The sequence below is a fragment of the Citrobacter sp. Cpo065 genome, assembly GCF_030332805.1.
GTDB lineage: Bacteria > Pseudomonadota > Gammaproteobacteria > Enterobacterales > Enterobacteriaceae > Citrobacter > Citrobacter portucalensis.
This window is the reverse complement of sequence record NZ_JAOWHC010000034.1, coordinates 881,537-905,787: the sequence shown is the minus strand read 5'-3', so window position 1 is coordinate 905,787 and position 24,251 is coordinate 881,537. Positions and strand designations below refer to the sequence as shown.

General features: G+C 49.6%; 25 protein-coding genes, 1 tRNA gene and 1 pseudogene. 16 read left to right on the top strand and 11 right to left on the bottom strand.

Annotated features, from left to right (window positions below; all coding sequences use genetic code 11):
- Positions 1-103, bottom strand: a pseudogene (locus OGY68_RS20570) (hypothetical protein); the annotation flags it as partial.
- A 146-nt stretch (positions 104-249) separates the two neighbouring features.
- On the opposite strand from OGY68_RS20570, the gene OGY68_RS20565 reads away from it, so the two are divergent.
- Positions 250-639 carry a HumD family translesion DNA polymerase gene (locus OGY68_RS20565; protein ID WP_047357985.1) on the top strand — a complete coding sequence of 130 codons (390 nt, stop codon included), beginning with the start codon at positions 250-252 and terminating at the stop codon, positions 637-639.
- Between the two features lie 373 nt (positions 640-1,012).
- On the opposite strand, the gene OGY68_RS20560 is transcribed toward OGY68_RS20565, so the two are convergent.
- The 5 genes from OGY68_RS20560 to OGY68_RS20540 form a co-directional block, all read right to left on the bottom strand.
- Positions 1,013-1,094, bottom strand: a tRNA-Pro gene (locus tag OGY68_RS20560).
- 105 nt (positions 1,095-1,199) lie between these two features.
- On the bottom strand, positions 1,200-3,176 hold the full coding sequence (locus OGY68_RS20555) for an alkyl/aryl-sulfatase (protein ID WP_286617457.1): 1,977 nt from the start codon (positions 3,174-3,176) through the stop codon (positions 1,200-1,202).
- Between the two features lie 462 nt (positions 3,177-3,638).
- Positions 3,639-4,826 carry an OmpP1/FadL family transporter gene (locus OGY68_RS20550; RefSeq protein WP_286617456.1) on the bottom strand — a complete coding sequence of 396 codons (1,188 nt, stop codon included), beginning with the start codon at positions 4,824-4,826 and terminating at the stop codon, positions 3,639-3,641.
- Positions 4,827-5,091: 265 nt separating this feature from the next.
- Positions 5,092-5,592: a P-loop nucleotide/nucleoside kinase family protein gene (locus tag OGY68_RS20545; protein WP_286617453.1), complete on the bottom strand. Its 501-nt coding sequence runs from the start codon at positions 5,590-5,592 to the stop codon at positions 5,092-5,094.
- 492 nt (positions 5,593-6,084) lie between these two features.
- Complete coding sequence (locus OGY68_RS20540; RefSeq protein ID WP_057067958.1) at positions 6,085-6,429, bottom strand: hypothetical protein; 345 nt, start codon at positions 6,427-6,429, stop codon at positions 6,085-6,087.
- Between the two features lie 204 nt (positions 6,430-6,633).
- Here OGY68_RS20540 and OGY68_RS20535 point away from each other — a divergent pair, with 204 nt between their 5' ends.
- The 6 genes from OGY68_RS20535 to OGY68_RS20510 all read left to right on the top strand — a co-directional run bounded on the left by OGY68_RS20535 (position 6,634) and on the right by OGY68_RS20510 (position 10,645).
- Positions 6,634-7,323 (top strand): LolA family protein, encoded by a 690-nt coding sequence (locus tag OGY68_RS20535; protein ID WP_057067956.1) that lies wholly within the window; start codon positions 6,634-6,636, stop codon positions 7,321-7,323.
- A 13-nt stretch (positions 7,324-7,336) separates the two neighbouring features.
- On the top strand, positions 7,337-7,807 hold the full coding sequence (locus OGY68_RS20530) for an SRPBCC family protein (RefSeq protein ID WP_057067954.1): 471 nt from the start codon (positions 7,337-7,339) through the stop codon (positions 7,805-7,807).
- A 208-nt stretch (positions 7,808-8,015) separates the two neighbouring features.
- Positions 8,016-9,158, top strand: coding sequence for a transglutaminase-like domain-containing protein (locus OGY68_RS20525; protein ID WP_008785086.1), 1,143 nt, complete (start codon positions 8,016-8,018; stop codon positions 9,156-9,158).
- Positions 9,136-9,492, top strand: coding sequence for a mercuric transporter MerT family protein (locus tag OGY68_RS20520; protein ID WP_003833912.1), 357 nt, complete (start codon positions 9,136-9,138; stop codon positions 9,490-9,492). The genes OGY68_RS20525 and OGY68_RS20520 overlap by 23 nt, the downstream gene beginning before the upstream one ends.
- Positions 9,489-9,770 carry a heavy-metal-associated domain-containing protein gene (locus OGY68_RS20515; protein ID WP_003833910.1) on the top strand — a complete coding sequence of 94 codons (282 nt, stop codon included), beginning with the start codon at positions 9,489-9,491 and terminating at the stop codon, positions 9,768-9,770. Before OGY68_RS20520 ends, OGY68_RS20515 begins: the two co-directional genes overlap by 4 nt.
- A 209-nt stretch (positions 9,771-9,979) precedes the next feature.
- Positions 9,980-10,645 (top strand): YecA/YgfB family protein, encoded by a 666-nt coding sequence (locus OGY68_RS20510; protein WP_003034581.1) that lies wholly within the window; start codon positions 9,980-9,982, stop codon positions 10,643-10,645.
- Between the two features lie 26 nt (positions 10,646-10,671).
- On the opposite strand, the gene tyrP is transcribed toward OGY68_RS20510, so the two are convergent.
- Positions 10,672-11,883 (bottom strand): tyrosine transporter TyrP, encoded by a 1,212-nt coding sequence (gene tyrP, locus OGY68_RS20505; protein ID WP_032949537.1) that lies wholly within the window; start codon positions 11,881-11,883, stop codon positions 10,672-10,674.
- 225 nt (positions 11,884-12,108) lie between these two features.
- On the opposite strand from tyrP, the gene OGY68_RS20500 reads away from it, so the two are divergent.
- Positions 12,109-12,348, top strand: a complete 240-nt coding sequence (locus OGY68_RS20500; RefSeq protein WP_003034586.1) for a YecH family metal-binding protein — start codon at positions 12,109-12,111, stop codon at positions 12,346-12,348.
- A 45-nt stretch (positions 12,349-12,393) separates the two neighbouring features.
- Here OGY68_RS20500 and ftnA read toward each other — a convergent pair whose 3' ends face one another.
- Together ftnA and yecR are read right to left on the bottom strand one after the other, a co-directional pair.
- Entirely contained in the window at positions 12,394-12,891 is a 498-nt protein-coding gene (gene ftnA, locus OGY68_RS20495; RefSeq protein ID WP_003034588.1) for a non-heme ferritin, read from the bottom strand.
- Positions 12,892-13,085: 194 nt separating this feature from the next.
- A complete protein-coding gene (gene yecR / locus OGY68_RS20490; RefSeq protein WP_008785081.1) occupies positions 13,086-13,421 on the bottom strand; it encodes a YecR family lipoprotein in 336 nt (111 codons plus the stop codon).
- A 267-nt stretch (positions 13,422-13,688) separates the two neighbouring features.
- Between yecR and OGY68_RS20485 the strand changes: the two genes are divergently transcribed.
- A complete protein-coding gene (locus tag OGY68_RS20485; protein ID WP_057068888.1) occupies positions 13,689-14,327 on the top strand; it encodes an RpiB/LacA/LacB family sugar-phosphate isomerase in 639 nt (212 codons plus the stop codon).
- 33 nt (positions 14,328-14,360) lie between these two features.
- On the opposite strand, the gene OGY68_RS20480 is transcribed toward OGY68_RS20485, so the two are convergent.
- Positions 14,361-15,782, bottom strand: a complete 1,422-nt coding sequence (locus tag OGY68_RS20480) for an MFS transporter (protein ID WP_057068890.1) — start codon at positions 15,780-15,782, stop codon at positions 14,361-14,363.
- 129 nt (positions 15,783-15,911) lie between these two features.
- Here OGY68_RS20480 and OGY68_RS20475 point away from each other — a divergent pair, with 129 nt between their 5' ends.
- On the top strand, positions 15,912-16,163 hold the full coding sequence (locus OGY68_RS20475; RefSeq protein WP_275383222.1) for a DUF2766 family protein: 252 nt from the start codon (positions 15,912-15,914) through the stop codon (positions 16,161-16,163).
- Positions 16,164-16,302: 139 nt separating this feature from the next.
- Here OGY68_RS20475 and OGY68_RS20470 read toward each other — a convergent pair whose 3' ends face one another.
- Positions 16,303-16,806, bottom strand: coding sequence for a non-heme ferritin-like protein (locus OGY68_RS20470; protein ID WP_003034597.1), 504 nt, complete (start codon positions 16,804-16,806; stop codon positions 16,303-16,305).
- Positions 16,807-17,361: 555 nt separating this feature from the next.
- On the opposite strand from OGY68_RS20470, the gene OGY68_RS20465 reads away from it, so the two are divergent.
- From OGY68_RS20465 to otsA, 6 genes are all read left to right on the top strand, one after another.
- Positions 17,362-17,919, top strand: coding sequence for a DJ-1/PfpI family protein (locus OGY68_RS20465; protein ID WP_048235190.1), 558 nt, complete (start codon positions 17,362-17,364; stop codon positions 17,917-17,919).
- Positions 17,920-18,237: 318 nt separating this feature from the next.
- Positions 18,238-19,227: an arabinose ABC transporter substrate-binding protein gene (locus OGY68_RS20460; RefSeq protein ID WP_003833897.1), complete on the top strand. Its 990-nt coding sequence runs from the start codon at positions 18,238-18,240 to the stop codon at positions 19,225-19,227.
- Positions 19,228-19,359: 132 nt separating this feature from the next.
- Positions 19,360-20,874 carry an arabinose ABC transporter ATP-binding protein AraG gene (araG, locus tag OGY68_RS20455; protein ID WP_003839135.1) on the top strand — a complete coding sequence of 505 codons (1,515 nt, stop codon included), beginning with the start codon at positions 19,360-19,362 and terminating at the stop codon, positions 20,872-20,874.
- Between the two features lie 14 nt (positions 20,875-20,888).
- Positions 20,889-21,875, top strand: a complete 987-nt coding sequence (gene araH, locus OGY68_RS20450; protein WP_008785075.1) for an L-arabinose ABC transporter permease AraH — start codon at positions 20,889-20,891, stop codon at positions 21,873-21,875.
- A gap of 175 nt (positions 21,876-22,050) precedes the next feature.
- Positions 22,051-22,854, top strand: a complete 804-nt coding sequence (gene otsB, locus OGY68_RS20445; RefSeq protein WP_057068893.1) for a trehalose-phosphatase — start codon at positions 22,051-22,053, stop codon at positions 22,852-22,854.
- On the top strand, positions 22,829-24,250 hold the full coding sequence (otsA, locus tag OGY68_RS20440; RefSeq protein WP_057068896.1) for an alpha,alpha-trehalose-phosphate synthase: 1,422 nt from the start codon (positions 22,829-22,831) through the stop codon (positions 24,248-24,250). The genes otsB and otsA overlap by 26 nt, the downstream gene beginning before the upstream one ends.
- The last annotated feature ends 1 nt before the right edge of the window (position 24,251 follow it).

Genomic DNA, 24,251 nt, shown 5'->3' with positions numbered 1-24,251 from the left:
CGTGATGATGCCACGACGCAGCGATATTGAAATAGCCTGGTATGCTTCGATACAGCAGGAACCAAATGGCCGGAAGACCGTCACCACGCAACGGTTTGTCCAGGAACTGAGCAAGGTTAACTGGAACTGGACGATGAAGCAGGCCAACGAATGGATCGAGTGGTATGTGACAACATTCCGCGATGTATCAACGCAGGAAGGCGAGAATCGTACCTTCCAGCTGTTCAATCCAAACGGAGGACTATAGCCATGGGCTTTCCTTCACCTGCGGCAGATTACGTTGAAACAAGGATTTCCCTTGATCAGCAGCTTATCAGTCAGCCCGCAGCGACTTACTTCATGCGTGCATCACGTTCACATTTCAGGGAAGGAATAATCCAGGGGGCGTTGCTTGTTGTTGATGCGTCACTTTCTCCCTGTGATGGCTCGCTGCTGATATGCGCGATAGACGGGGAATTCAGGATCAAGCGATATCGGACTCATCCTCAGCCCCACCTGGTTAATCTGGAGAACGGGAGAAGGGAGGCGCTGCCAGCAGATGATGATGGTTACAGTTCTGCACCCGCTATATTCGGGGTGATCACGTACATCATTAATGATGCCAGGAACGCGGAGTTTGATGATTGCCCGGTGATGTAGATAAAAACATATCCATGGGGAAGGATAATTATGCTTTTTTGGTGGCTATTTAACCACTCATTACTTTGTTGGCATTTAAGTTAAAAATATTAGATATCAATCACAAAGATTTGATGACAACCATCTTTGTAATGACTATAAAGTTACCCACTCGCTAGGGATAAAGCGTATCCAATATGCATTGCTGTGTAATTACGGGGTCTGTTGATGTCACCAGACCCTGTCTTTTCATCATCGACTACACACAGCTGTTATCCTGCCATGTGAATTCTAATTTGGGCGGGGTTTCTCCCCAGTAATTCCCCAAAGTTTCCCCGTGCAAAAGACAGGCATAAAAAAACCAGCCGTAAAGGCTGGTTCTTAAAGGAGTTTTTGGTCGGCACGAGAGGATTTGAACCTCCGACCCCCGACACCCCATGACGGCGAGCTACCGTCTTAAGGGCTGCTATGTGCCAAAAGCGGAAGTTGGGGGAGATAGAGACTCTTTATTTAATTCTGGGTTATCTTTAACTTTTGATAATAAAAAAGCTGCCGAAGGCAGCTTTCTCTTATCGCTGGTATTACGGCGTGACAATATTGAACCAGAATTCAAATTTGTCCATGTAGCCAAGCATTTCATCGAGCTTCGCACCGTCGCCTGAAATCTTAACTTCCCCTTTATCCTGCGCCTGTTTCAGAGTTTCTTCTTTCAGGATAATTTTGTTCAGGGTCGCACGATCCAGAGAAATGGTGGCATCAGCATCTTTTGCTTCGGCATTGGCGGTGTGGTTCAGAACACCGTTTTCCAGCTCCAGCTTGTACTTACCGCCGTCGTTACCGAGGTCGATGTTAAATACGGCTTTCGCGTTGCCCGCTTTCTGCCCGTTAATATGAACCGCCAGGTAGTCAAAGAACATTTCTGGGGTCATAGCGCGCACCGTATCCGGGCTTGCCGTGTTCGGGGTTGGCCCTTTCAGCACGCCATTGCGAAGTTCTTGTGCGCCGGTCAGATAGAAGTTACGCCATGGGCCAGACTCTGCCTGATAGCCCAGCTGTTCCAGTGCATCGGCTTCAAGATTACGTGCCTCCTGATTTTTAGGGTCCGCAAACACAATCTTGCTGACGACCTGCGCAACCCAACGGTAGTTACCTTGATCAAAGTCTTCTTTGGCTTTTTTCATGATGGCATCCGGGCCGCCCATGTAGTCGACGAACTTCTTAGCCGCTTCTTCTGGCGGCAGTTCGTCCAGGGTTGCCGGGTTGCCGTCAAACCAGCCGAGGTACAGCACGTAGGTCGCCTTCACGTCATGGCTGACCGAACCATAGTAACCGCGGTTCGCCCAGGTATGCGCCAGGCTATCCGGCAGCTTGAAGTTTGCCGCGATTTCATCACGGGTCAGACCTTCGTTAGCCATACGCAGGGTCTGGTCGTTAATATAACGATAGAGGTCACGCTGGCTTTTCAGCAGGTTAACCACATTTTCGTTGCCCCAGGTCGGCCAGTGGTGCTGTGCCATGATAATTTCTGCTTTATCACCCCAGCGCACAATGGCTTCGTTAATGTACTTCGACCACGGCAGTGGTTCACGAATTTTCGCGCCACGCAGGGAATAGGTATTGTGCAGGGTGTGGGTGACGTCTTCAGCAGACTCGATGAGTTTTTTCTCTTCGATATACCACAACATTTCAGACGGGGCTTCTGACCCTGGGGCCAGCATAAAGTCATAGGTCAGGCCATCGATAACTTCTTTCTGACCATCTTTTTCAATGATGTTGGTTGGGGCAATCAGCGTAACCGTACCGGCTGATGTGGTGGTCCCAAGGCCTGCGCCGACTTGGCCTTTGGCGTCAGGTTTCAGCAGGTTGCCGTACATGTAGCTGGCACGACGACTCATGACGTTACCGGCCATAATGTTTTCTGCAACCGCGGCTTCCATAAAGCCAGCCGGTGCGTAGACCTTCACTTTACCGGATTTAACGTCCGCTTCATCCACAACACCGCGCACGCCGCCGTAGTGGTCAACGTGGCTGTGGGTGTAAATAATTGCGACAACTGGCTTTTTACCGCGGTTTTTAAAGTAGAGGTCCATCCCGACTTTGGCGGTTTCAGCAGACACTAGCGGGTCGACGACCGTAATCCCTTCTTTACCTTCAATGATGGTCATGTTGGAAAGGTCGAGGTTACGGATCTGGTAGACACCCTCGGTCACTTCAAACAGGCCGCTGATGTTAATCAGCTGAGACTGGCGCCACAGGCTTGGGTTGACGGTAGAAGGAGCCTTTTCACCCTCTTTAATAAACGCATACTGCTGAGGATCCCAGATAACGTTGCCTTGTTCACCTTTGATAACGTCTGTCGGCAGAGCCGCAATGAAACCTTTGTGAGCATTGGTAAAGTCAGTGTTGTCAGAAAAAGGCAGTTGATTATAAAGTGCGTCGTTGGTTTTTTTAGTTGTGTCGGTTGCGTCCTTCTGAGATATAGCAGCATAGGCAGGAAGGATAACCGTTGACATCAGCCCGGCAACCGCCAGACTTCTGACAATAGGTTTTAGTTTCATTGTGACCCCTTTGACTTGAATTAGTCTTGTAAAAAAGACGAGCCTTGTTTCACGCCCACAAATACGCCGTAGACGTTGATTTGCAAAAGATAACCTTTTTTTTACATTTGGCAATACTACAAACCCATATTCATCACTAAATTCTATAATAACATTTATTTTTTAACATGAAATTATTAATGCAAATGTAACTAATTGAAATTAAAAGGTTATATATTTTCCTTTGATTTTTTTGGGTTTGACTAAAACGATATTATCGACTAGCAGTTTTTTTGGGGGGGATAGCTCGGAATTAATGAAATGATATTGCCAAATACATCGGCGACAATGATGAGTGTGTATATTGTTAATGTGCGTGATTTAACAGATTAGGATTTATCCGTGTGGCAGGCGTCTCTTCGGAATGATGTTACCAAAGAGACTATTCAATAAGAATTATATAACGAAGAGAAACTATTCTAATCAGAACTGGTAGCTATAATTCACGCTCGCAAACCATAACCAGGGGTTGTTATATTCACCTTCAAATGCGGCAGATTTGACTCTGGATGACTGCATGTGGAGATATTCAACAGCAAATCCGATATTGCTAGCCTGCGTCATCTGATATTGTGCGCCCGTCGCGAAACGCCATTCATCGCCTGTAGGTAATGAAAGCGCAATATCGCTTTGCGATTTATAGGGAGTGCTATCGAAGGCAACACCTGCGTTAAGGCGCCATTGTTCATCTGGCCGGTACTGTACGCCGACAGCCGTATGCCAGGTATCCTTCAGGCGGTTAGTCCGGTCGCTCGTTTTTCCGTTTACGGTAATCTGCGGGCTGCCAAACTGGCTCCAGTCCTGCCACCCAAGATTGCCCATGACCGACCATTGTTTGTCGATATTGTGTACCAGACTCATCATCAGCTGCTGTGGAGCGCGAACTTGCGCAGAAATAGGCAGGTCATATTCCACGTTCGGCAGATTCGGGAATCGCGCTTTACCGTCAATATTAAAGTGGTAGTCCGTTTTGCTGGTCCAGGCGATGCCCGCGCGAGTCTGATCGGTAAGTGCCATCAGCAGACCCAGCCGGTAGTTCATGGCCCAATCGTGGTCACTTTGATTCTCGTCACCGCCATCGACATTTCGGGTTAACGAGAGAAAGCCATAGTTCAGGCCGGTCGCCGCACCAATAGACACTCTATCACTCAGCTTCCACGCAACACCTGGGCTCAGAGTCATCGCGACCATCGTGCTTTTTTTGATAAGGCGGTCACCAGCCCAATTGCCAAAATCGATGCCAAGCCCATAGTTGCCATAAAGCCCGATCCCGGCGGAAACCGTATCGCTCAGACGTTGGGTATAAAACATGCTGGCGTTGGGGAAAAGTTTCATCACATTGCCGGGACTTTTCCGCCCGCCGGATTCGTCATCCAGCTTATAGGAGATGTCTCCGCCCATGGCCTGCAGACCACCGGTGACCATATGGTCTGGTAATCGAGTCATCCCTGCAGGATTCGTTAACAGCGTAGACGCATCCTGAGCTCGTGCCGCCTGACCTGCACCAGCGAGTGCAGTATCTTCTGTCGCTACTTCATAAAAATAGAGAGCACTGGCGTGACTCAATGATGAAAACAGCAACCCAGAGCCGAGAATTATATGTTTTTTCATTCCATTACCTTCATGAGTATGAGGGATTAGTCCAATTTTTTTGTTTGAAAGGTTGGTATTTGTCCACCTCCAACAAACTATAGAATGGCTTTCCGAATTAGAGGGAGAAACATCAGAAGTATAGGCAGGAAAATGCAGACATCTTTTTAGATCTAGCAGATGTCCGCTTCTCGCTCACAGCAGACCTTTGGCCCAGTGAGCTTGTCCGCTCTGTGCCAGGAGCGGACATTGCTAAGTTTCCTCTGGAGTATTTCTCAAGACCGAGTCATTGGGAAAGAACGTCGATGATCCTCGAAACACATTGATCACTGGATAAACTGCTCGAGTCTAGAGTGAGGTGTTCTCTGTTCCATGGTTCATAAGTCAAATCGGTGACATCTTTCCAGGCAGGCAAGGTTAACCCCTCTACTTCAGACACTCTGGTTTCTACTCGTTTACGATGTTCTATCTTATCGGAGCATATAATCTCAATTTCTAAAAAGCCGGTTCTTGCAGATAAAGCGATTTCTCGATAGGCATCCCGGGTTAACGCCAGTGGGTTGACTGAGTCAGTGATTACTGTTGCTCCTAATAGCAGATTCTCCCTGGCTAGTGAGTAAGCGACAAAATAACCAGCAGGGCCCATTTCACGATCACCTTCTTCGGCTTTGAGTATGGCTTGCTCAATTGTGTCGATTCGCAAGTAAAATGCGCTTAACTGCTTTGCTAAAGCCTGAGCAATCGTGCTCTTCCCGCTGCCAGGCAATCCACTGAAGATGATTAGCATAACTTGTCCTTTAAATGATGAAACCCAGCAGTATTAAAACACAGCAGGTCTTAGATTGTGGGGTTTCGCATCGCAGCGATATTACAAGTGAAGAGTATTACTGCTCATGTTAATACCAGGCGCTTACGATCCTCGCTCTTGGCGGACATTCGCACCTGCAAATTCTTCACCATTGAGGTTGTCTATTAGTTATAACCTTTTGAATATTAAGGGGTGGCAACATTAAAGTTATTGGCGAAAAGATGATGTAACGTATTGATAAAGCATGATAACACGCATGATTTAAAATCCCTCGGCGTTCGCGCTGTGTGGGTTCAAGTCCCACTCCGGGTACCATGGGAAAGAACAGAATAATCAAAGCAATAAGCAGTGTCGTGAAACCACCTACGGGTGGTTTTTTTGTGCCTGTTTTTTACAAGCATAGATACTTTGCGTCAAGCAGCCTGCCAGAAACGTAAACTGCCCTCTATATACTCACTATTGCTAATCAATCTATCGCCGAATCGGCGCGTTAAACATAAAGCCCCCTCGGGCAGGGTTGTTGATAAACCCATCGCGGGCGGGATTATAGTTGTGGTCCTGGAAACCATTCATCAGGATGGGATCGCCAAAGCCATCCTGTATCGCCAGCTGTCTGTGGATTCGGTTTCGTGCCCTGAACGTGAAAACAAAATCATCCGTCCCGCCAATGATGATCACGCCATTACCAGCTCGAAGTGCCTCGCTCAACTCTTGCTCTCTGATAGCCTGGTTTTGTAACGCGCTGGCTGTGGCAGACGATGACGCCAGCAGCAGTAATATGAGAACGGCGCATGAAAATACCGATGGCAGTTTCATGATTAATACCTATAAAAAGCATGGCTATTAAAGTATAGCTTTATGTTGTCATCTTAACTGAAAAGAAAACCAATAATCTAAACCTGCTATCCATACTGTGTTTAAAAGTCCGGAAGAGTAGTGCTGCGCAGTTAAGAACTATAATAAAAACAGCCAACAGGTGATTACTTCTGTTTGCAGACAGTGCTGATTCAGGGGGCTGCTATGAACATTTCATCTTTTCCGATAGTCATGTTCGCAGCATTGCTTACCTTTAGTTGTGCAGCATATTCGGTGGAAGAAGGGGATATCTTTTCGCAGAATGCCAGGGCTACGGATCCCATCGCGTTTTCTCAACAGTCATTTAATAACCTGACGTCTTATCAGGTTATGATGCGCTCATCGTTGCCATCCGATGAAAGCAAAATTATTCGCTATAGCTTTCAAAAGCCTGGGTATGTGCGGATGGATTTTACCCAACCGCATTCAGGTGCGGCGCTTATCTTTAATCCTGTCAGCGGTAAAGTGACGTTATGGCCATTTGGTGCGGGTACGTTGCCCATTTTGCACCTGTCACCTACTAATTCATTGATCCAGGATGAGCGCGGTCATCGGGTGGATCGCTCTGATATCGGCGTGTTGTTGGGCAATATTCGTCATCTGCAACGCGAAGGGATAACAACCACAGTTGGTAAGGAAAACCTTGCAGGACGGGCGACGACGCGCGTATCTGTGGTTGGGCCAGGAACAATGGCGGTTGATGGTGTTCACCGCTATGACGTCTGGCTGGATAATTATCACGGACTCCCTGCCAAAGTGATCAGCTATGCGCCAGATGGGCAGCGATTAGAAACCGTGCTTCTGGATGCTATGGTCATTAACATCCGTTTTCCCGCCAATTTCTTCTCGCCTTGAGGGAGTCTGTATTATGGCTAACTATCGGTTTTCCACCGTCTGGCGGGTTGAGGCTTCAATTCAGGAGGTATGGGATGTTTTTTCTCATCCCGATCAGTGGCCAGAATGGTGGGAAAGTCTGGAACGCATTGTTGAGATTAAAAAAGGTGATACACAGGGCATTGGGGCGCTGCATCGTTATACCTGGAAAGGAGCGCTTCCTTATCGCTTAACCTTTGACATCAACGTGTTGAATATTCTGCCCTGCTCGCTGCTTGAGGGGCAAGCCAGCGGGGCGGTTGAAGGGCGAGGCGTGTGGTCTTTTTCTGCCAATGGCACAGAGACTATCGTCAGATATGACTGGAATGTTCGCACCACGATTCGCTGGATGAATTACCTGGCTCCGCTGGCGGCACCTGTTTTTCGCTGGAATCACGATATGGTTATGCGCGAAGGGGCCAGAGGGTTAGCCCGTAAGCTGGCAACGAATGTTTATATATTCTGAACTCGCTCTCACGGCTGTACTTTTTGCCTGCCTATGGCTTACTATCTGTCGCGCAGTTTCTTATTTCATTCACAGTTAACAGGTCTGTTATTGATGAATAACCTCCATCGGCTCACCTTTTTATGTCAGCGTCTGTCTGCTGTGATGATCGCATACGGTTTTTGCCTTCTTAGCCGTAGCCCAACTCTTACAACATGGACAGACAGCAATGCAACGTCGACAATTTCTCAAAAATAGCGTTCTCCTTTCCGCCGCCGGTTTAGTCGGTCCTGCGGTTATTAGCCAGACGGTTCACGCCGCTGAACCATCCGTTGCACCAGTCGCGCGTCGGCGCTTTGTGTTATCCCAGACGTATAAACTTAACCCTCCTAAGGGATCGAGCGGCGTGGTAAAACTGTGGATCCCGCTTCCGGTAGATACCGCGTTTCAACAAATGACGGCGCTTGCCTTTAGCGGAAACTATAAGCAGGCGTACGTTACCACTAATAATACTTATGGCGCGAAAACGCTGTTTGCCACCTGGCCTGACTCGCAGGGCGAACTGTTGATTAACGTTGATATCGACATTGAAACCGCCGACTGGGAGCCGCTGAAGCAGGACGCGCTGAAAACCTGGCAAGCGCCGGAGCAGATTATTTATCCGCTGGATGTAAAACCGTACCTGCTGCCGACGACACATACCCCAGTTGATGGGCTTGTTCTGGAAACTGCGCGTAAAATCACCGGTAATGAGCAGGATCCGCTGAAAAAAGCGCGCCTGATTTACGAATGGGTGAGTAGCCATATGGAGCGCGATAACGACGTCATTGGCTGCGGAACGGGGGATGTGGCGGAGATCTTAAAAAGCGGTAAGCTCAAAGGAAAATGCACCGACATGAGCTCCGTTTTTGTGGCTCTGGCGCGGGCCAGCGGCATTCCGGCGCGCGAACTGTTTGGCATCCGTCTGGGCAAAGCCAATAAGCTCGAACGTTACTCGAAAAGCGCTTTTGGCAAAGCAGACAGTGCTGGCGTCGCCGATGTGAGCGGCGGACAACATTGCCGCGCCGAATTCTATCTGGCCGGTTACGGCTGGTTACCGTGCGATCCTGCTGATGTGACCAAAATGCGTCTGGCAGAGAAAAAGTCGCATCAGGACGCCGATGTCCAGGCGGTAAACACTTACCTGTTTGGTAACTGGGAAATGAACTGGGTTGGATTTAACTACGGGCGTGATTTCGAGCTGTACCCAGCAACGGAACAGGGAGCCATGAACAACTTTGGCTATCCTTACGCTGAAGTCGATGGTGACCCGATCAATTTCTATGATCCTAAAGCGTTCTCCTACAGCTATGTCGCCACAGAACAACGCTAAAGGGGCGGGGCTCACCCTGTTGACGGCCGCTGCGGCTGCTGTCACCGCGGGCTTATGCTGCGTTGGACCGCTGCTCTATCTGTTGTTTGGTATTTCGGCGGCGAGCTTTGCTGTTTTCACCCAGTTTGAGTTTTTGCGAATTCCCCTGATGCTGGTGTCATTGGGCTTATTACTGCGCGTCTTCTGGCGGCTCTATTTTTCCAGGCGGCTGTGGTGCTCCGGATGGTTAACGTTGAAGCAAGCGCGCGTTCTCTACTGGTGCGCGCTGGCGTTGATTTTGCCGGTGCTATTTTATCCAACGCTCGTTGCCTGGTTTTATGAGGTATTTGAATGAAAATCTTCACATTAGTTGCATGCTTGTTGCTGCCGCTGTGGGCTCAGGCGGCCAATCAAAAAGTGGTGCTGGATATACAAAATATGACTTGCTCGCTGTGCGTTATTTCGGTCAATCAGGCGCTACGTGAAACCGATGGTGTGATTAAAGCAAAATCCTCCCTAAAAACCCGACAAGCAGAAGCGATTGTGCCAGAAGGTTTCCCAACCGATACGTTACTTAACGCGGTAGCGAAAACGGGCTATACCGCAACGCTCAACCGTATTGAACAACAGTAAACCACCTACGGGTGGTTTTATTGTGTTTTCCCGGTATGATGCCCGGCGGCTTAGTGTTCTCTTTTGTGCGTTAACTTCCGGAATTCCCCTCGTTTCCTGTTAACCTGAACAGGCGGCAGCTATATGCCGCATATGCCCATTTTTATCTGTTATCCCTCCAGCCATGTAGGATGATCACAGGCAAGATTTTTTGACTAAGGAAAAGCGTTATGAAAACGGGACCATTAAACGAGAGCGAACTGGAATGGCTGGATGATGTACTGACTAAGTACAATACAGACAAGGCTATTCTGGATGTGTCAGAACTGGATGGTTTGCTGACGGCGGTGTTGAGTTCACCGTATGAAATTGAACCAGAGCAGTGGCTGGTCGCAATTTGGGGCGGCGCGCAGTATGTCCCTCGCTGGTCCTCCGAAAAAGAAATGACGCGTTTCATGAACTTGGCGTTTCAACATATGGCGGATACGGCCGATCGTCTGGATGAATATCCTGAGCAGTTTGAGCCGCTGTTTGGTTTGCGTGAAATTGACGAGCATGAACTGACCATCGTTGAAGAGTGGTGCTTTGGTTATATGCGCGGCGTCGCACTGTCAGACTGGTCCGCGTTACCGGACACGTTAAAACCAGCACTTGAAGCTATTGCGCTGCACGGTACGGAAGAGAACTTTGCGGTGGTTGAGAAACTAACGCCGGAAGCGTTTGAAGAGAGCGTGGATGCCATCCGCCTGGCTGCGCTGGACCTGCATGCTTACTGGATGGCGCATCCTCAGGAAACGCCGGTCAAAGTACCGGTGAAAGTGGATGCCAAAGTAGGGCGCAATGACCCTTGCCCATGTGGCAGCGGCAAGAAATATAAGCAGTGCTGTTTGCATTAACAGAAAGGGGCGAAAGCCCCTTTGTTTTAACCCACTTCTGGTAGTAATCCTGCTGCAATAGAAAACTGTACTGCTATCACCACAATGCCGCACAAAAATACCAGCGCCAGCGCCGGAGCACCGCCTGCTACGCGGTAGTTGGCCTGCGGATTATGTTTTCTGCTCTGCCAGGCCAGCATCGAGGGAATGAGCAGCGCCAGAACCGCCAGGGCAACGCCTGCATACCCTAATGCCATGACAAAACCACGCGGATAGAACAGCGCGAATGCCAGCGGCGGCAGGAAGGTCACCACGCCAGTTTGCATTCTTCCCGCTACGGTATTGCGGCGCTGGAAGAGGTCGGCCAGGTAGTCAAATAATCCCAATGCAACGCCGAGGAAAGAGGTTGCCAGTGCGAGGTCAGCAAACAGATGCACCGCCAGTTCGACGTGCGGCGAAGCCACGACTTCACGCAATGCCTGCAATAAGCCGTTTAAGCCTGCGTGATTGGCTAAAAGCCCCATGAATGTTGTCGAGTTAATGCTACCAAGCGTCGCCAGTTGCCAGAAGATATAGGCGACCAGAGGAATGGCGCTACCCGTAATAAACACCCAACGCAGTTTACGGATGTTACCGTTCATATAGCTGACGATACTGGGAACACTGCCGTGAAAACCGAACGAGGTGAAGATGACCGGGATTGCGGAGAGCGCCAACCCCTGTTGCAGCGGCAGCGTAAGCAGGTTCACTTTATGAATATGCGGCATTAACAGAGCCAGCATCGCCACCAGGAAGATTATCTTGGCACTGAATAGCAGACGGTTGAACAGATCGACCAGCGAGGTCCCAACACAAACCACGCCACCGGCAACAAAGGTGAACAGCAGTACGCCTGTTGTCGGGGATATATTTGTTCCGGTCCAGTCGCTGATGCTGGAGGCCAGCAGTTCACCTGCACCACTGATGTACGCCGCCGTCAGAGCATACATTAAAAACATCATGCTAAAGCCCGTTACCCATTGTCCGTAACGACCAAGATAACGTTTTGCCAGCGTACCCAGCCCGGTGTCTGCCGGGACATGTTGATACACTTCAAGCAGCAGCAGCGCGGTGTAGCACATCAACGCCCAAAGACTGACTAACAATACCAGCGTGACGCTAAACCCCACGCCTGCCGCAGCCAGTGGCATTGCCAACATACCGGCACCAATCGTGGTTCCCGCCACGATAAAAATACTACCCAGGGTTCTGTTTTTCACGCTTTCCTCTGTCCCAGAGATAATCAATGGTTATATCTGCGCCGCAGATTAAGGCAAAACGCTATTTTCGTCAAATCACCGTTACAATGACTGTACATTAATGTTTACGATGTTGTGATCATTAAGATGTATAACAAATGACATTTATCTGCTGATAAACCTGCGTTAGCGCAAAGCGACGATGTGCGGTTCATATTAGGCTACGGACTTTATTAAGGAGGTATTATGGAATCTATTCACGGTCACGAAGTGCTTAACATGATGATTGAATCTGGTGAGCAGTATTCAAATGCCAGCCTTGAAGCGGCGATTACGGCACGTTTCGGCGAGCAGGCGCGTTTTCACACTTGTTCTGCGGCGGATATGACGGCAGGCGAGTTGGTGGCGTTTTTAGCGGCGAAGGGAAAGTTTATTGCAAAAGAAGACGGCTTCTCTACGCACGAAAGCAAGATCTGCCGTCACTGATTTCAAGGGGTAATGATGGCGGGTTGCCTTCATTACCCTAAAATATTAATTCTGTGTATCAAGCGTAGCCAGTTCTTTGTCGATGAAATAAAGACCTTCGCCGCTTTTTCCTGCCAGCGACAGCTTATCAATAACAGATTTAAATAATTTCTCTTCTTCATGCTGCTCGGCAACATACCATTGCAGGAAATTAAAGGTTGGATAATCCTGGTGGGTCATTGCCGCGTGTGCCAGCTCATTAATTTTCTGGGTGATTAGCTGCTCGTGTTCGTAAGTAACACGGAACAGTTCATCCAGAGAAGCATATTCAGCAAAGGGTGAAGAAACGGTATTAATACGCGGCAAACTGCCGGTATCGGTCAGGTAGTCGAACAGACGCTGCATGTGCGTCATCTCTTCCTGGGCGTGACGGCGCAAAAACGCGGCGGCACCTTCGAAGCTGTGATAGCTGCACCACGCGCTCATCTGTTGGTAGAGCAGAGATGAATATAATTCAAGATTCATTTGCTCATTCAGTTGGTCGATCATTTCTGTTTTCAGCATGGTTCTGCTCCACAAACGTTATTATATATTGACGTGGCGCCACTATAATTTGTTATTTAATTATTTGCAAAAGGTAAAATAATAAATTTATTTATTAAAAATGCGAATGGGAATAAAACGCATTAACGATATTAAACGGAGGATATAAATAATAAAGTGGTAAAAGACCAGCAAAAATGAGCTGGTCGGAAATATTAATAATTGAAAGAAGGTGATTGGGGTACCGCGACACCATGACACTGCCAGGCGAGTGTAATTTTGGTATTTAAGCACAGAGAGCCTGCATACACGCTACAGGTTGACACCGGCTGGCCAAACGCTTCTGCGCTGGCATAGCCCAGGCGCTGACACTCTTTGGTGGCTGTCCCCTGGGTAACGTAGTCATCGGTACGTGCTGTTTGTAACATGGCCTGATTATAAGTCAGGCGAACCACACCAGTGATGGCGCTGGCTTCGCTGACCTGTGCCTGTTTTGTAATTGTGCATCCTGTCAGCATGAGCGGCAAAAGTGCCAGGATAAAAGTCTTCATGAGATCGCTCTGAAAGTTCGAAGATACACTATCATGGCATACAGAGACCCTCATCAATGGCTTGAATAGCCCGAAGATCACCTGCGATTAATCACAACGAGGTCATTTGTTTGAGGTAATTCTTAACTGTTCAGACAGGAATGTGAGCGCAACTTTGTTTTTTAAAACTAAATTTCATTAAATTTGAAAGTGTGATTGCAAAATAGTAATGTGGCTGAATGTTATGACTTTCAGCGGGCTACCGCAGCGCATTCAGGAGAGTACAGAATGAAAATTGCATTGATGATGGAAAACAGCCAGGCAAGCAAAAACGCCATCATCCATAACGAGCTTAAGGCCGTTGCGGATGAGAAAGGTTTTCAGGTCTATAACGTTGGGATGAGCGACGAAAATGATCATCATCTGACCTACATCCATTTAGGCATTATGGCCAGCATCCTGCTTAATTCCAAAGCTGTAGACTTTGTTGTTACAGGTTGCGGTACGGGCCAGGGAGCAATGATGTCACTGAATATCCATCCGGGTGTGGTGTGTGGTTATTGCCTTGATCCTGCAGATGCGTTCTTGTTCTCTCAGATCAACAACGGCAACGCGCTTTCTCTGGCATTCGCCAAAGGTTTTGGCTGGGGTGCTGAGCTGAATGTGCGCTATATGTTTGAAAAAGCGTTCACCGGGCGTAACGGCGAAGGCTACCCACCGGAGCGTAAAGAGCCGCAGGTGCGTAACGCCGGTATTCTGAATCAGGTGAAAGCGGCTGTGGTAAAAGAAAATTATCTGGACACGCTGCGCGCGATCGATCCTGAACTGGTGAAAACCGCTGTATCAGGCCCGCGCTTCCAGCAGTGCTTCTTTGAAAACTGCCAGGACAAAGCAATCGAAGCGTTTGTACGCGAGGTGATTGGCTAAATCCTGTTGGCCCGGCGGCGTTCACCCTCCGGGCTACCTGTTCCTGTTCGATACTGCGCTTCCTGCATCACGGGTGAGCCGCAGCGTATCCACCATACCTACCAGACAAATAATGGCAATAGCGACAAAGGCCAGCCGGAAACTGATCCCCGGAATATTGCCCAATGCCAGCCTTTCACTGACCACATCGCCAATGCGGATGCCAATAGCGGCTAAAGAAATGCCCAATCCCACCGCTAATTGTGTCGCCGTACTGAACAGCGTATTAGCGTAGCTCATTTGTGCCGCGGGGACGTCCGCGAAGGCAAGCGTGCTGACGCCGGTAAACTGAATTGAGCGGAACACACCGCCCAGATACAACACCAGCAAAATAACCCACACGGGGGTCTGCGGCGTAATTAATGCACAGGCCAGCAACGCCAGAACGTTAAGCGCACCGTTAATCAACAGCAGTTTCTTAAAGCCCAGCCAGCGTATCAACGGTGTGGTGGCAGGTTTAATCGTCAGATTGCCGACAAATACCGCCAGCACCAGCGAACCCGCGTGAAAAGCGTTCATGCCAAAACCTACCTGAAACATTAACGGCAGCAGAAACGGCACGGCGCTGATAGAGGCACGAAACAGCGATCCGCCATACATGGTGACGCGAAAAGTAGGGACGTTCATGGCATCAAGGCGAATCATTGGCCAGGCGGTGCGACGAAAATGATGCAGGGCAAACAGAAAGGTCACTGTTCCTAGCGCCAAAAGTCCGGCGGTCAGCCAGCCCTGAGGCTGTTGGGTTCCCAGTAACTCCATGGCATACACCAGGCTCACCATCGCAACAGAGGTTGCGATAAATCCCGTTATATCAAATGGGCGGCGCTCGTCGTCATGAATATCCGGGATAAAACGTAGCGCCAGCGCAATCGCCAGTATTCCGAGCGGTACATTAATGAAGAAGATCCAGCGCCAGTTGGCATAGCTGGTAATGAATCCGCCAAGGGGAGGGCCAATGATGGGCGCGACTAAAGCGGGCCAGGTCAGGGTCGCAATAGCGGTGATCAACTGATGTTTAGGCGTGGTTCGTAATACCGCGAGTCGGCCAACCGGAACCATTAGCGCACCACCTACACCCTGTAAGATTCGCATGGCGACAAAGCTCTCAAGGCTTTCGGACAAACCGCATAAAACCGAGGCGAGAGTAAATATCGCCAGTGCAAGGGTAAACACCTTTCTGGCGCCGAAGCGATCCGCAATCCAGCCGCTGGCGGGGATCAGTACCGCGAGGGTGATCAGATAGGCACTGATACCTATGTTCAGGTCAACTGCCTGCACGCCAAAACTTTTCGCCATGTCGGGCAGTGCGGTGGCAATCACCGTGCCGTCAATAAACTCCATAAAGAAAGCCCCGGCAACAAGTAATGCAGCCGGGGATAGACCGCGTTTGTTCTCAACCGCTAAATGTTCACTCATGTTGTGCTTGCCATCTCAAAAGAAACTGACTGGAACTATTTTTATTTTCAGCGCATTCGGAAGGCATGCGCGGCTATCGTTTCGTTCGTTGAATGGGTACTATGACGACCTTTCTATAAGGAGCTCACTATGTCCCAAACACTGAATGCCGATCAGGAACTGCTCTCGGACGTTGTTGCCTGTCAGCTGGTTATCAAGCAGATTCTGGATGTTCTTGATGTTATTGCCCCAGTAGAAGTTCGGGAGAAAATGTCCAGCCAGCTGAAAAGCATCGACTTTTCCAGCCATCCTGCAGGTGCCGATCCGGTCACTATGCGCGCAATACAAAAAGCGGTTGCCTTGATCGAGATGAAATTCACGCCGCAGAATGAATCTCACTAAAATAAACCGTTGTTTCAGGTTTTAGAAAGGTTTTTTTGCGCCTCGCAGAATGAGAGGCGTGAGCGTAGAGAAAATTAAGCACCAGCCGGATAAGGTGCGTCGCATCGTTATCCGGCATTAACACGATGAAAATTGAAGATTAGTGATGTTGATAGTTCACGACGTTCAGCAGGTGCTTATCGGTTTGCGCCATGCACAGTCCCGCACGTTTAGCGCTGCGGACTTCATCAAGAATCGTCTGTAACAGCACGCCATCCTGCTGCTGCTCTTTTTCCAGATCGTGAAGAAAATCAATGGTTGTTGCATCATTCAAGGCTTCTGCTTCATTGGTTAAGCGTGATAGCTTGCTGTAACGCTGTTGGTATTCATCCAGCGTTTTCTGAAACAGTTCTTCAAGGGAAGTTAGTTCATCACCCGGAACATCGATAGCCTTGACGATAGGGTTAGCCCCGGCACTTTTCATAAAATTAAACATACGCATCATTTGAGTCACGTTACCTTGCGCCTGGGTGCGTAGAAAGGTTGCGGTGCCAGTCAGGCTGTGCTCGTAGCACCATTCACTGAGATGCAGGTAAAGATTCGATGCGTAGAACTCGAGGTTCATTTGCGTGTTAAGTTTATGAACAATTCCAACTGCAGCCATATCAATATCCTTATTTCCAGAAAGGGGGATGTACGTTACTAACGTCAGTGCAACGGGCTGCCGCTACACCTCACCACTACGTACAATTAAAACTGTTAGCAGAATAAATCCGTTCCGCCGGTCCTTTAGTGATCACGAATTATATTCGCTCCCGATCGAGATTCAGCATAACTCCAGTCCCGACATAAGAAAATCCTTAAATCTGCGTATTTATGATTTTTTACATATTGTCATAGCAATATTAGTGATTTTTCCACTTGTGCATATAAATGCTGTGAATATAACAGATTGATATTTATAGCATTAAAGTTAGATGTTGATAATGAAATGATGTTTCATATCACGAAATGGAATTTCACAATCAGGTATTGTCTGTCGCCAGATGATTATCTGGTCTTCGGATGAAGAAATTTCACCATTGACCCGCGTCTGTGAACGCTATCTGCTGGCTAATTTTTTTTGCGCCAGATCAGTTTTGTGGAAATTAATAAAGTTAAGCGCCTGAATGATTCGACATTTATTGTTTGGTGTATTTGGAAAAATCGAGGAGTGTGTATGAAAAAGGTTGCCGTGCTACTGGCACCTGGTTTTGAAGAGGCGGAAGCCATTGTTACCATTGATATTCTGCGCCGCCTGCAGATCGAAGTTGAAACACTGGCCTGCGCCGAGTCCCGTGCGGTGGTGAGCTACCATGACGTGCCGATGGTGACGGACAGCACGCTGGCTGCGCGTCAGACGGATCTTTATGATGCCGTTGTGTTACCCGGCGGGCCGCAGGGCAGCGTTAACCTTGCCGCCAGTGAGGCTGTCATCCAGTTTATCGCTCGCCATGACGAGGCAGGAAAACTCATTTGCCCGGTGTGTTCTGCGGCGGCGCGCGTGCTGGGTGGCAACGGCCTGCTGAAGGGGCGTCGCTATGTGTGTTCGGGAGATCTGTGGCAAAACGTCGCGGATGGAGAATATATTGATGCGCCGGTTGTTGAAGATGGCAACCTTATTAGCGGCAAAGGATTAGGGCATATTTTCGATTTTGCTTTCACGCTTTCAGCGCGTCTGCTGGAAGATGACATTCCGGTTCGCGATCACGCTGACCACATTTATTACAGATGGTAATCATTGTGCTCCCGAATGCTTCGGTATTCGGGAACAAGGATTCGTTGGCTGATGTTATGGACTAATCTGCTACCCCTCTTTTTTCCCGTCGACAAAACCGCGTTTTTTTATGTCATTTCCCGCTGAATTTATGTACGCAATTACTGTAATTCTGTGGTGTGATGCCGCTCTCTTATGGAGAATCAATTTCCCGCTAAAAATACTCTCAGCACTGGCATTGATCTTATCAATAAAAGGTAATGCCTTGTTTTACGTCCGAATTACAAAAAATCGTCTGATTTTACCCTACATAAAAGAACGTTAAAGCTGGAGTTAACCATGCACAAATTCACTAAAGCGCTGGCTGCCATCGGTCTGGCGGCCATTATGTCACAATCCGCTATCGCTGAATCCATGAAGCTCGGTTTCCTGGTCAAACAGCCGGAAGAACCGTGGTTCCAGACTGAATGGAAATTTGCCGATAAAGCCGGTAAAGACCTTGGTTTTGAGGTGATTAAAATTGCCGTTCCGGATGGTGAGAAAACCCTTAACGCCATCGACAGCCTGGCTGCAAGTGGAGCAAAAGGGTTTGTGATTTGCACGCCAGATCCAAAACTGGGGCCAGCCATTATGGCTAAGGCACGTGGCTACGATATGAAAGTCATTGCCGTCGACGACCAGTTTGCCAACGCCAAAGGTAAGCCGATGGATACCGTGCCGCTGGTGATGATGGCGGCAACCAAAATTGGTGAACGCCAGGGCCAGGAGCTGTACAAAGAGATGCAAAAACGCGGTTGGGATGTGAAATCCACCGCCGTAATGGCCATTACCGCCAACGAACTGGATACCGCACGTCGTCGTACTTCTGGTTCAATGGAAGCGCTTAAAGCCGCAGGCTTCCCGGAAAAACAGATTTACCAGGTCCCAACAAAATCGAATGACATCCCCGGCGCATTTGACGCCGCCAACTCCATGCTGGTTCAGCATCCTGAAGTCAAAAACTGGCTGATTGTCGGCATGAACGACAACACCGTGCTGGGTGGCGTACGTGCGACCGAGGGGCAGGGCTTCAAAGCACCAAACGTGATTGGTATCGGAATCAACGGCGTTGACGCGGTGAGCGAACTGTCCAAAGGCGAAGCGACCGGGTTCTACGGTTCACTGCTGCCAAGCCCGGACGTTCACGGCTACAAATCCAGTGAAATGCTCTACAACTGGGTAACGAAAGGTGCAGAGCCACCGGCATTCACTGAAGTGACAGATGTGGTGCTGATTACCCGCGATAACTTCAAAGAAGAGCTGGCGAAGAAAGGCTTAGGCGGTAAGTAACAGAAATGCTGCGATGTTGTAGGCCGGATAAGGCGAAGCCGCCATCCGGCGCAATGCCCGGTGGCGCTGTGCTTACCGGGCCTACGTCCGGCGGTTTTCCAGGCCGGTAAAATCCTGACTCACGGAGACGTTATGCAACAGTCTACCCCGTATCTTTCATTTCGCGGCATTGGCAAAACGTTCCCGGGCGTTAAGGCGCTGACGGATATCAGTTTCGACTGCTATGCCGGACAGGTGCATGCGCTGATGGGCGAAAATGGCGCCGGGAAATCAACACTCTTAAAAATTCTCAGCGGTAACTATGCGCCAACAACGGGATCTCTGACGATCCGCGGACAGGAAGTTTCGTTCGCGGATACCACTGCCGCACTCAACGCCGGTGTCGCCATTATTTATCAGGAACTGCATCTCGTCCCGGAAATGACCGTTGCCGAGAATATTTACTTAGGGCAGTTACCGCACAAAGGCGGGATTGTGAACCGCTCGCTGCTGAACTATGAAGCAGGAATCCAGCTGAAGCATCTGGGGATGGATATCGATCCCGATACCCCACTGAAATACCTCTCCATTGGCCAGTGGCAGATGGTGGAGATTGCAAAAGCGCTGGCGCGAAACGCCAAAATTATCGCCTTTGATGAACCAACCAGCTCCCTGTCGGCTCGCGAGATTGAGAATCTGTTTCGCGTCATCCGTGAGCTGCGCAACGAAGGACGCATCATTCTGTACGTTTCACACCGTATGGAGGAGATTTTTGCTCTCAGCGATGCCATCACCGTGTTTAAAGATGGTCATTACGTCAAAACGTTCACGGACATGCAGCAGGTCGATCACGATGCGCTGGTGCAGGCGATGGTCGGGCGCGACCTCGGGGATATCTATGGCTGGAAATCCAGACCGTATGGCACAGAGCGTCTGCGGCTGCATGAAGTCAAAGCTCCAGGCGTGCGTACGCCAATCAGCTTATCCGTGCGAAGCGGTGAAATTGTCGGGTTGTTTGGCCTGGTGGGGGCCGGACGTAGCGAATTAATGAAAGGGCTGTTCGGCGGTACGCGTATCACGGCGGGCCAGGTATTTATTGATGAACAGCCTATCGATATCCGTAAACCAAGCCATGCCATTGAAGCGGGGATGATGCTGTGCCCGGAGGATCGCAAAGCTGAAGGGATCATTCCGGTCCATTCAGTGCGCAACAACATCAACATTAGTGCACGGCGTAAGCATGTTCTGGGGGGATGCGTGATCAACAACGGCTGGGAAGAGACCAATGCCGATCACCATATTCGTTCACTCAACATCAAAACGCCGGGTGCAGAGCAACTGATCATGAACCTCTCCGGCGGTAATCAACAGAAGGCTATCCTTGGTCGTTGGTTGTCGGAAGAGATGAAAGTTATTTTGTTGGATGAGCCGACACGCGGCATTGATGTGGGCGCCAAGCATGAAATTTACAACGTGATTTATGCCCTCGCAGCGCGCGGTGTGGCCGTATTGTTTGCTTCCAGTGACCTGCCAGAAGTACTCGGTGTCGCCGACCGTATTGTGGTGATGAGAGAAGGTGAAATTGCCGGTGAGTTACTTCATGAACAGGCGGATGAGCGCCAGGCGTTGAGCCTTGCTATGCCTAAAGTCAGCCAGGCTGTAGCCTGAATAAGGAGAGTATGATGTCTTCCGTTTCTACATCGGGTTCTGGCGCAACGAAGTCGGCGCTAAATCTGGGCCGCATTTGGGACCAATACGGCATGCTGGTGGTGTTCGCCGTGCTGTTCCTGGTTTGTTCCCTCTTTGTGCCAAACTTTGCGACTTTCATCAACATGAAGGGGTTAGGGCTGGCGGTATCGATGTCGGGTATGGTTGCCTGCGGGATGCTGTTTTGTCTGGCATCCGGTGATTTCGACCTGTCTGTCGCGTCTGTAATTGCCTGTGCTGGTGTTACCACTGCCGTAGTCATTAACATGACCGAAAGTCTGTGGATTGGTGTGGCTGCCGGGCTGCTGCTCGGTATTCTGTGTGGTCTGGTGAATGGGTTCGTGATTGCGCGGTTAAAAATTAACGCCCTGATCACTACTCTTGCGACAATGCAGATTGTACGTGGTCTGGCCTATATTATCTCCGACGGTAAGGCAGTCGGGATTGAAGACGAGCGTTTCTTCACACTCGGCTATGCTAACTGGTTTGGTCTGCCGGCGCCTATTTGGATCACGGTCGTTTGTTTTATTGTCTTTGGCTTACTGCTGAACAAAACCACGTTTGGGCGTAATACGCTGGCCATTGGGGGCAATGAAGAGGCTGCGCGCCTGGCTGGGGTTCCGGTTGTTCGCACCAAGATTATTATCTTTATTCTTTCCGGTCTGGTATCCGCCATTGCCGGGATTATCCTCGCATCGCGTATGACCAGCGGCCAGCCAATGACCTCAATCGGTTATGAGTTGATCGTGATTTCAGCCTGCGTGTTAGGGGGCGTTTCGCTTAAAGGCGGCATCGGAAAAATCTCATATGTGGTGGCCGGGGTGTTGATCCTGGGGACGGTTGAGAATGCGATGAACCTGCTGAATATCTCTCCGTTCGCGCAGTATGTGGTACGTGGCCTCATCCTGCTGGCGGCGGTGATCTTCGACCGTTATAAGCAAAAAGCGAAGCGTACCGTTTGATGATTTAAACCCCAACTTTTTAGTCTAGCTTCTGCCCGTCGCCAGCCGCTACCCGGCTGGCGATTGTTTTTTCAAATGGCGAGCATGGTCACACTGTCTATACTTATATCCGTCATACATCATCTATACGCCGCGATCCGCGTGGCGTTCTGACCATGATGAGGAGGATAACCGGGTGACAGCATCACTGACTTTACCCCCTGAACAATCTGCAAACTGTGCTTACTTTTTTGATCTCGATGGGACACTTGCTGAGATTAAACCTTTTCCCGACCAGGTCGTTGTCCCTAAGACAATCCTGCAATGTCTACATCAGTTAGCGACGCAGAATGCGGATGCGCTGGCATTGATTTCAGGGCGCTCAATGGTTGAGCTTGACGCACTCACTACTCCGTTTCGTTTTCCGCTTGCCGGAGTACATGGGGCAGAACGCCGTGACATCAATGGTCAAACGCACATAGTAAACCTGCCTGAAGGTATCGAACGTGAAGCCGGGGCGTTATTACACGCAGCGTTGGTGACGTTACCGGGGGCAACACTTGAAACCAAAGGCATGGCCTTCGCGTTGCATTATCGCCAGGCACCCGAACACGAAGCGGCGCTGGTTACCCTGGCTGAGCGCATCACGCGCAGATGGCCGCAGCTTGCTCTGCAGCACGGAAAATGTGTCGTGGAAATAAAGCCTAAGGGCAGTAATAAAGGCGACGCGATAGCTGCATTTATGCAGGAAGCGCCTTTTGCTGGCCGGATCCCTGTGTTTTTCGGTGATGATCTGACAGATGAAACAGGATTTGCTGTAGTTAACCGCGCTGGCGGTATTTCTGTAAAGGTAGGGAGCGGGCCGACGCAGGCAACATGGCGTCTGGATGGTGTCAGGGATGTCTGGCACTGGCTGGAGAAAAATAACTCTTCGCAGCAAGAACCGAAAGCAACGAATAACAGAAGAGGTGGCTATGAGTCGTTTAGTCGTAGTATCTAATCGTATCGCCTCACCAGATGACAAAGGGAGCGCGGGTGGGCTCGCGGTCGGTGTACTGGGCGCGTTAAAAGCTGCTGGTGGTTTATGGTTTGGCTGGAGTGGTGATACAGGTAATGAGGATAAACCTTTAAAAAAGGTCACCCGTGGCAATATCACCTGGGCCTCGTTTAATTTGAGTGAGCAAGATTACGAAGAGTATTACTGCCAGTTTTCAAATGCGGTTTTATGGCCCGCGTTTCACTATCGATTGGATTTAGTTCAGTTTCAGCGCTCTGCCTGGGAAGGTTACCAACGGGTTAATGCCTTACTGGTAGATAAACTTCTGCCGTTGCTTGGCGATGACGACATTATTTGGGTTCATGATTACCATCTGTTGCCGTTTGCCTGCGAGCTACGTAAGCGCGGCGTGCGCAATCGCATCGGTTTTTTCCTGCATATTCCTTTTCCGACGCCGGAAATTTTTAATGCGCTCCCGCCACATCTGGCGCTGCTTGAGCAAATGTGTGATTTTGATTTGCTTGGTTTCCAGACCGAAAACGATCGCCAGGCTTTTCTGGACTGTCTCGCAGCCCAGACTCGGGTGTCCACGCATAAAGATAAGCAGCACCTGGTATGGGGAAAAGCGTTTCGCACTCAGGTTTATCCCATCGGTATTGAACCGGATGAGATTGCTCGACAGGCGTCCGGTCCGCTGCCACCAAAATTGGCACAGCTAAAAGCGGAGCTTAAAAATGTGCAGAATATTTTCTCCGTGGAGCGTCTGGATTACTCCAAAGGCTTGCCGGAGCGCTTTCAGGCCTATGAGGCCTTACTGGAACATTATCCGCAGCACCACGGTAAAATTCGCTATACGCAGATAGCACCGACCTCGCGTGAAGAGGTGCAGGCCTATCAGGATATTCGCCACCAACTGGAAACAGAGGCAGGGCGAATCAACGGCAAATATGGGCAACTGGGCTGGACGCCGCTTTACTATCTGAACCAGTATTTTGATCGTAAATTGCTGATGAAGATCTTCCGCTACTCTGATGTAGGGTTGGTGACCCCGTTGCGCGATGGTATGAACCTGGTGGCGAAAGAGTTTGTGGCCGCACAGGATCCTGCTAACCCTGGCGTGCTGGTTTTATCGCAATTTGCCGGGGCGGCGAACGAGCTAACCTCCGCCCTTATTGTTAATCCTTATGACCGGGATGAAGTGGCAGGCGCATTAAACCAGGCGCTGACGATGCCACTTACCGAACGTATCTCGCGCCACGCTGAAATGCTTGAGACTATCGTTAAAAACGATATCGACAACTGGCAGGCGACGTTCATTTGCGATCTTAAAACGGTCACGCCGCGTCGGAGTCAATGCCAACTGCCAGACAATATCTCTTCCTGTTCTAAACTCGCATGAA

What these genes read in the sequence shown, in the direction of transcription:
- OGY68_RS20565 (WP_047357985.1), top strand. Translation starts at nt 250, where the DNA reads ATGGGCTTTCCTTCACCTGCGGCAGATTACGTTGAAACAAGGATTTCC.
- OGY68_RS20555 (WP_286617457.1), bottom strand. Translation starts at nt 3,176, where the DNA reads ATGAAACTAAAACCTATTGTCAGAAGTCTGGCGGTTGCCGGGCTGATG.
- OGY68_RS20550 (WP_286617456.1), bottom strand. Translation starts at nt 4,826, where the DNA reads ATGAAAAAACATATAATTCTCGGCTCTGGGTTGCTGTTTTCATCATTG.
- OGY68_RS20545 (WP_286617453.1), bottom strand. Translation starts at nt 5,592, where the DNA reads ATGCTAATCATCTTCAGTGGATTGCCTGGCAGCGGGAAGAGCACGATT.
- OGY68_RS20540 (WP_057067958.1), bottom strand. Translation starts at nt 6,429, where the DNA reads ATGAAACTGCCATCGGTATTTTCATGCGCCGTTCTCATATTACTGCTG.
- OGY68_RS20535 (WP_057067956.1), top strand. Translation starts at nt 6,634, where the DNA reads ATGAACATTTCATCTTTTCCGATAGTCATGTTCGCAGCATTGCTTACC.
- OGY68_RS20530 (WP_057067954.1), top strand. Translation starts at nt 7,337, where the DNA reads ATGGCTAACTATCGGTTTTCCACCGTCTGGCGGGTTGAGGCTTCAATT.
- OGY68_RS20525 (WP_008785086.1), top strand. Translation starts at nt 8,016, where the DNA reads ATGCAACGTCGACAATTTCTCAAAAATAGCGTTCTCCTTTCCGCCGCC.
- OGY68_RS20520 (WP_003833912.1), top strand. Translation starts at nt 9,136, where the DNA reads ATGTCGCCACAGAACAACGCTAAAGGGGCGGGGCTCACCCTGTTGACG.
- OGY68_RS20515 (WP_003833910.1), top strand. Translation starts at nt 9,489, where the DNA reads ATGAAAATCTTCACATTAGTTGCATGCTTGTTGCTGCCGCTGTGGGCT.
- OGY68_RS20510 (WP_003034581.1), top strand. Translation starts at nt 9,980, where the DNA reads ATGAAAACGGGACCATTAAACGAGAGCGAACTGGAATGGCTGGATGAT.
- OGY68_RS20500 (WP_003034586.1), top strand. Translation starts at nt 12,109, where the DNA reads ATGGAATCTATTCACGGTCACGAAGTGCTTAACATGATGATTGAATCT.
- ftnA (WP_003034588.1), bottom strand. Translation starts at nt 12,891, where the DNA reads ATGCTGAAAACAGAAATGATCGACCAACTGAATGAGCAAATGAATCTT.
- yecR (WP_008785081.1), bottom strand. Translation starts at nt 13,421, where the DNA reads ATGAAGACTTTTATCCTGGCACTTTTGCCGCTCATGCTGACAGGATGC.
- OGY68_RS20485 (WP_057068888.1), top strand. Translation starts at nt 13,689, where the DNA reads ATGAAAATTGCATTGATGATGGAAAACAGCCAGGCAAGCAAAAACGCC.
- OGY68_RS20480 (WP_057068890.1), bottom strand. Translation starts at nt 15,782, where the DNA reads ATGAGTGAACATTTAGCGGTTGAGAACAAACGCGGTCTATCCCCGGCT.
- OGY68_RS20475 (WP_275383222.1), top strand. Translation starts at nt 15,912, where the DNA reads ATGTCCCAAACACTGAATGCCGATCAGGAACTGCTCTCGGACGTTGTT.
- OGY68_RS20470 (WP_003034597.1), bottom strand. Translation starts at nt 16,806, where the DNA reads ATGGCTGCAGTTGGAATTGTTCATAAACTTAACACGCAAATGAACCTC.
- OGY68_RS20465 (WP_048235190.1), top strand. Translation starts at nt 17,362, where the DNA reads ATGAAAAAGGTTGCCGTGCTACTGGCACCTGGTTTTGAAGAGGCGGAA.
- OGY68_RS20460 (WP_003833897.1), top strand. Translation starts at nt 18,238, where the DNA reads ATGCACAAATTCACTAAAGCGCTGGCTGCCATCGGTCTGGCGGCCATT.
- araG (WP_003839135.1), top strand. Translation starts at nt 19,360, where the DNA reads ATGCAACAGTCTACCCCGTATCTTTCATTTCGCGGCATTGGCAAAACG.
- araH (WP_008785075.1), top strand. Translation starts at nt 20,889, where the DNA reads ATGTCTTCCGTTTCTACATCGGGTTCTGGCGCAACGAAGTCGGCGCTA.
- otsA (WP_057068896.1), top strand. Translation starts at nt 22,829, where the DNA reads ATGAGTCGTTTAGTCGTAGTATCTAATCGTATCGCCTCACCAGATGAC.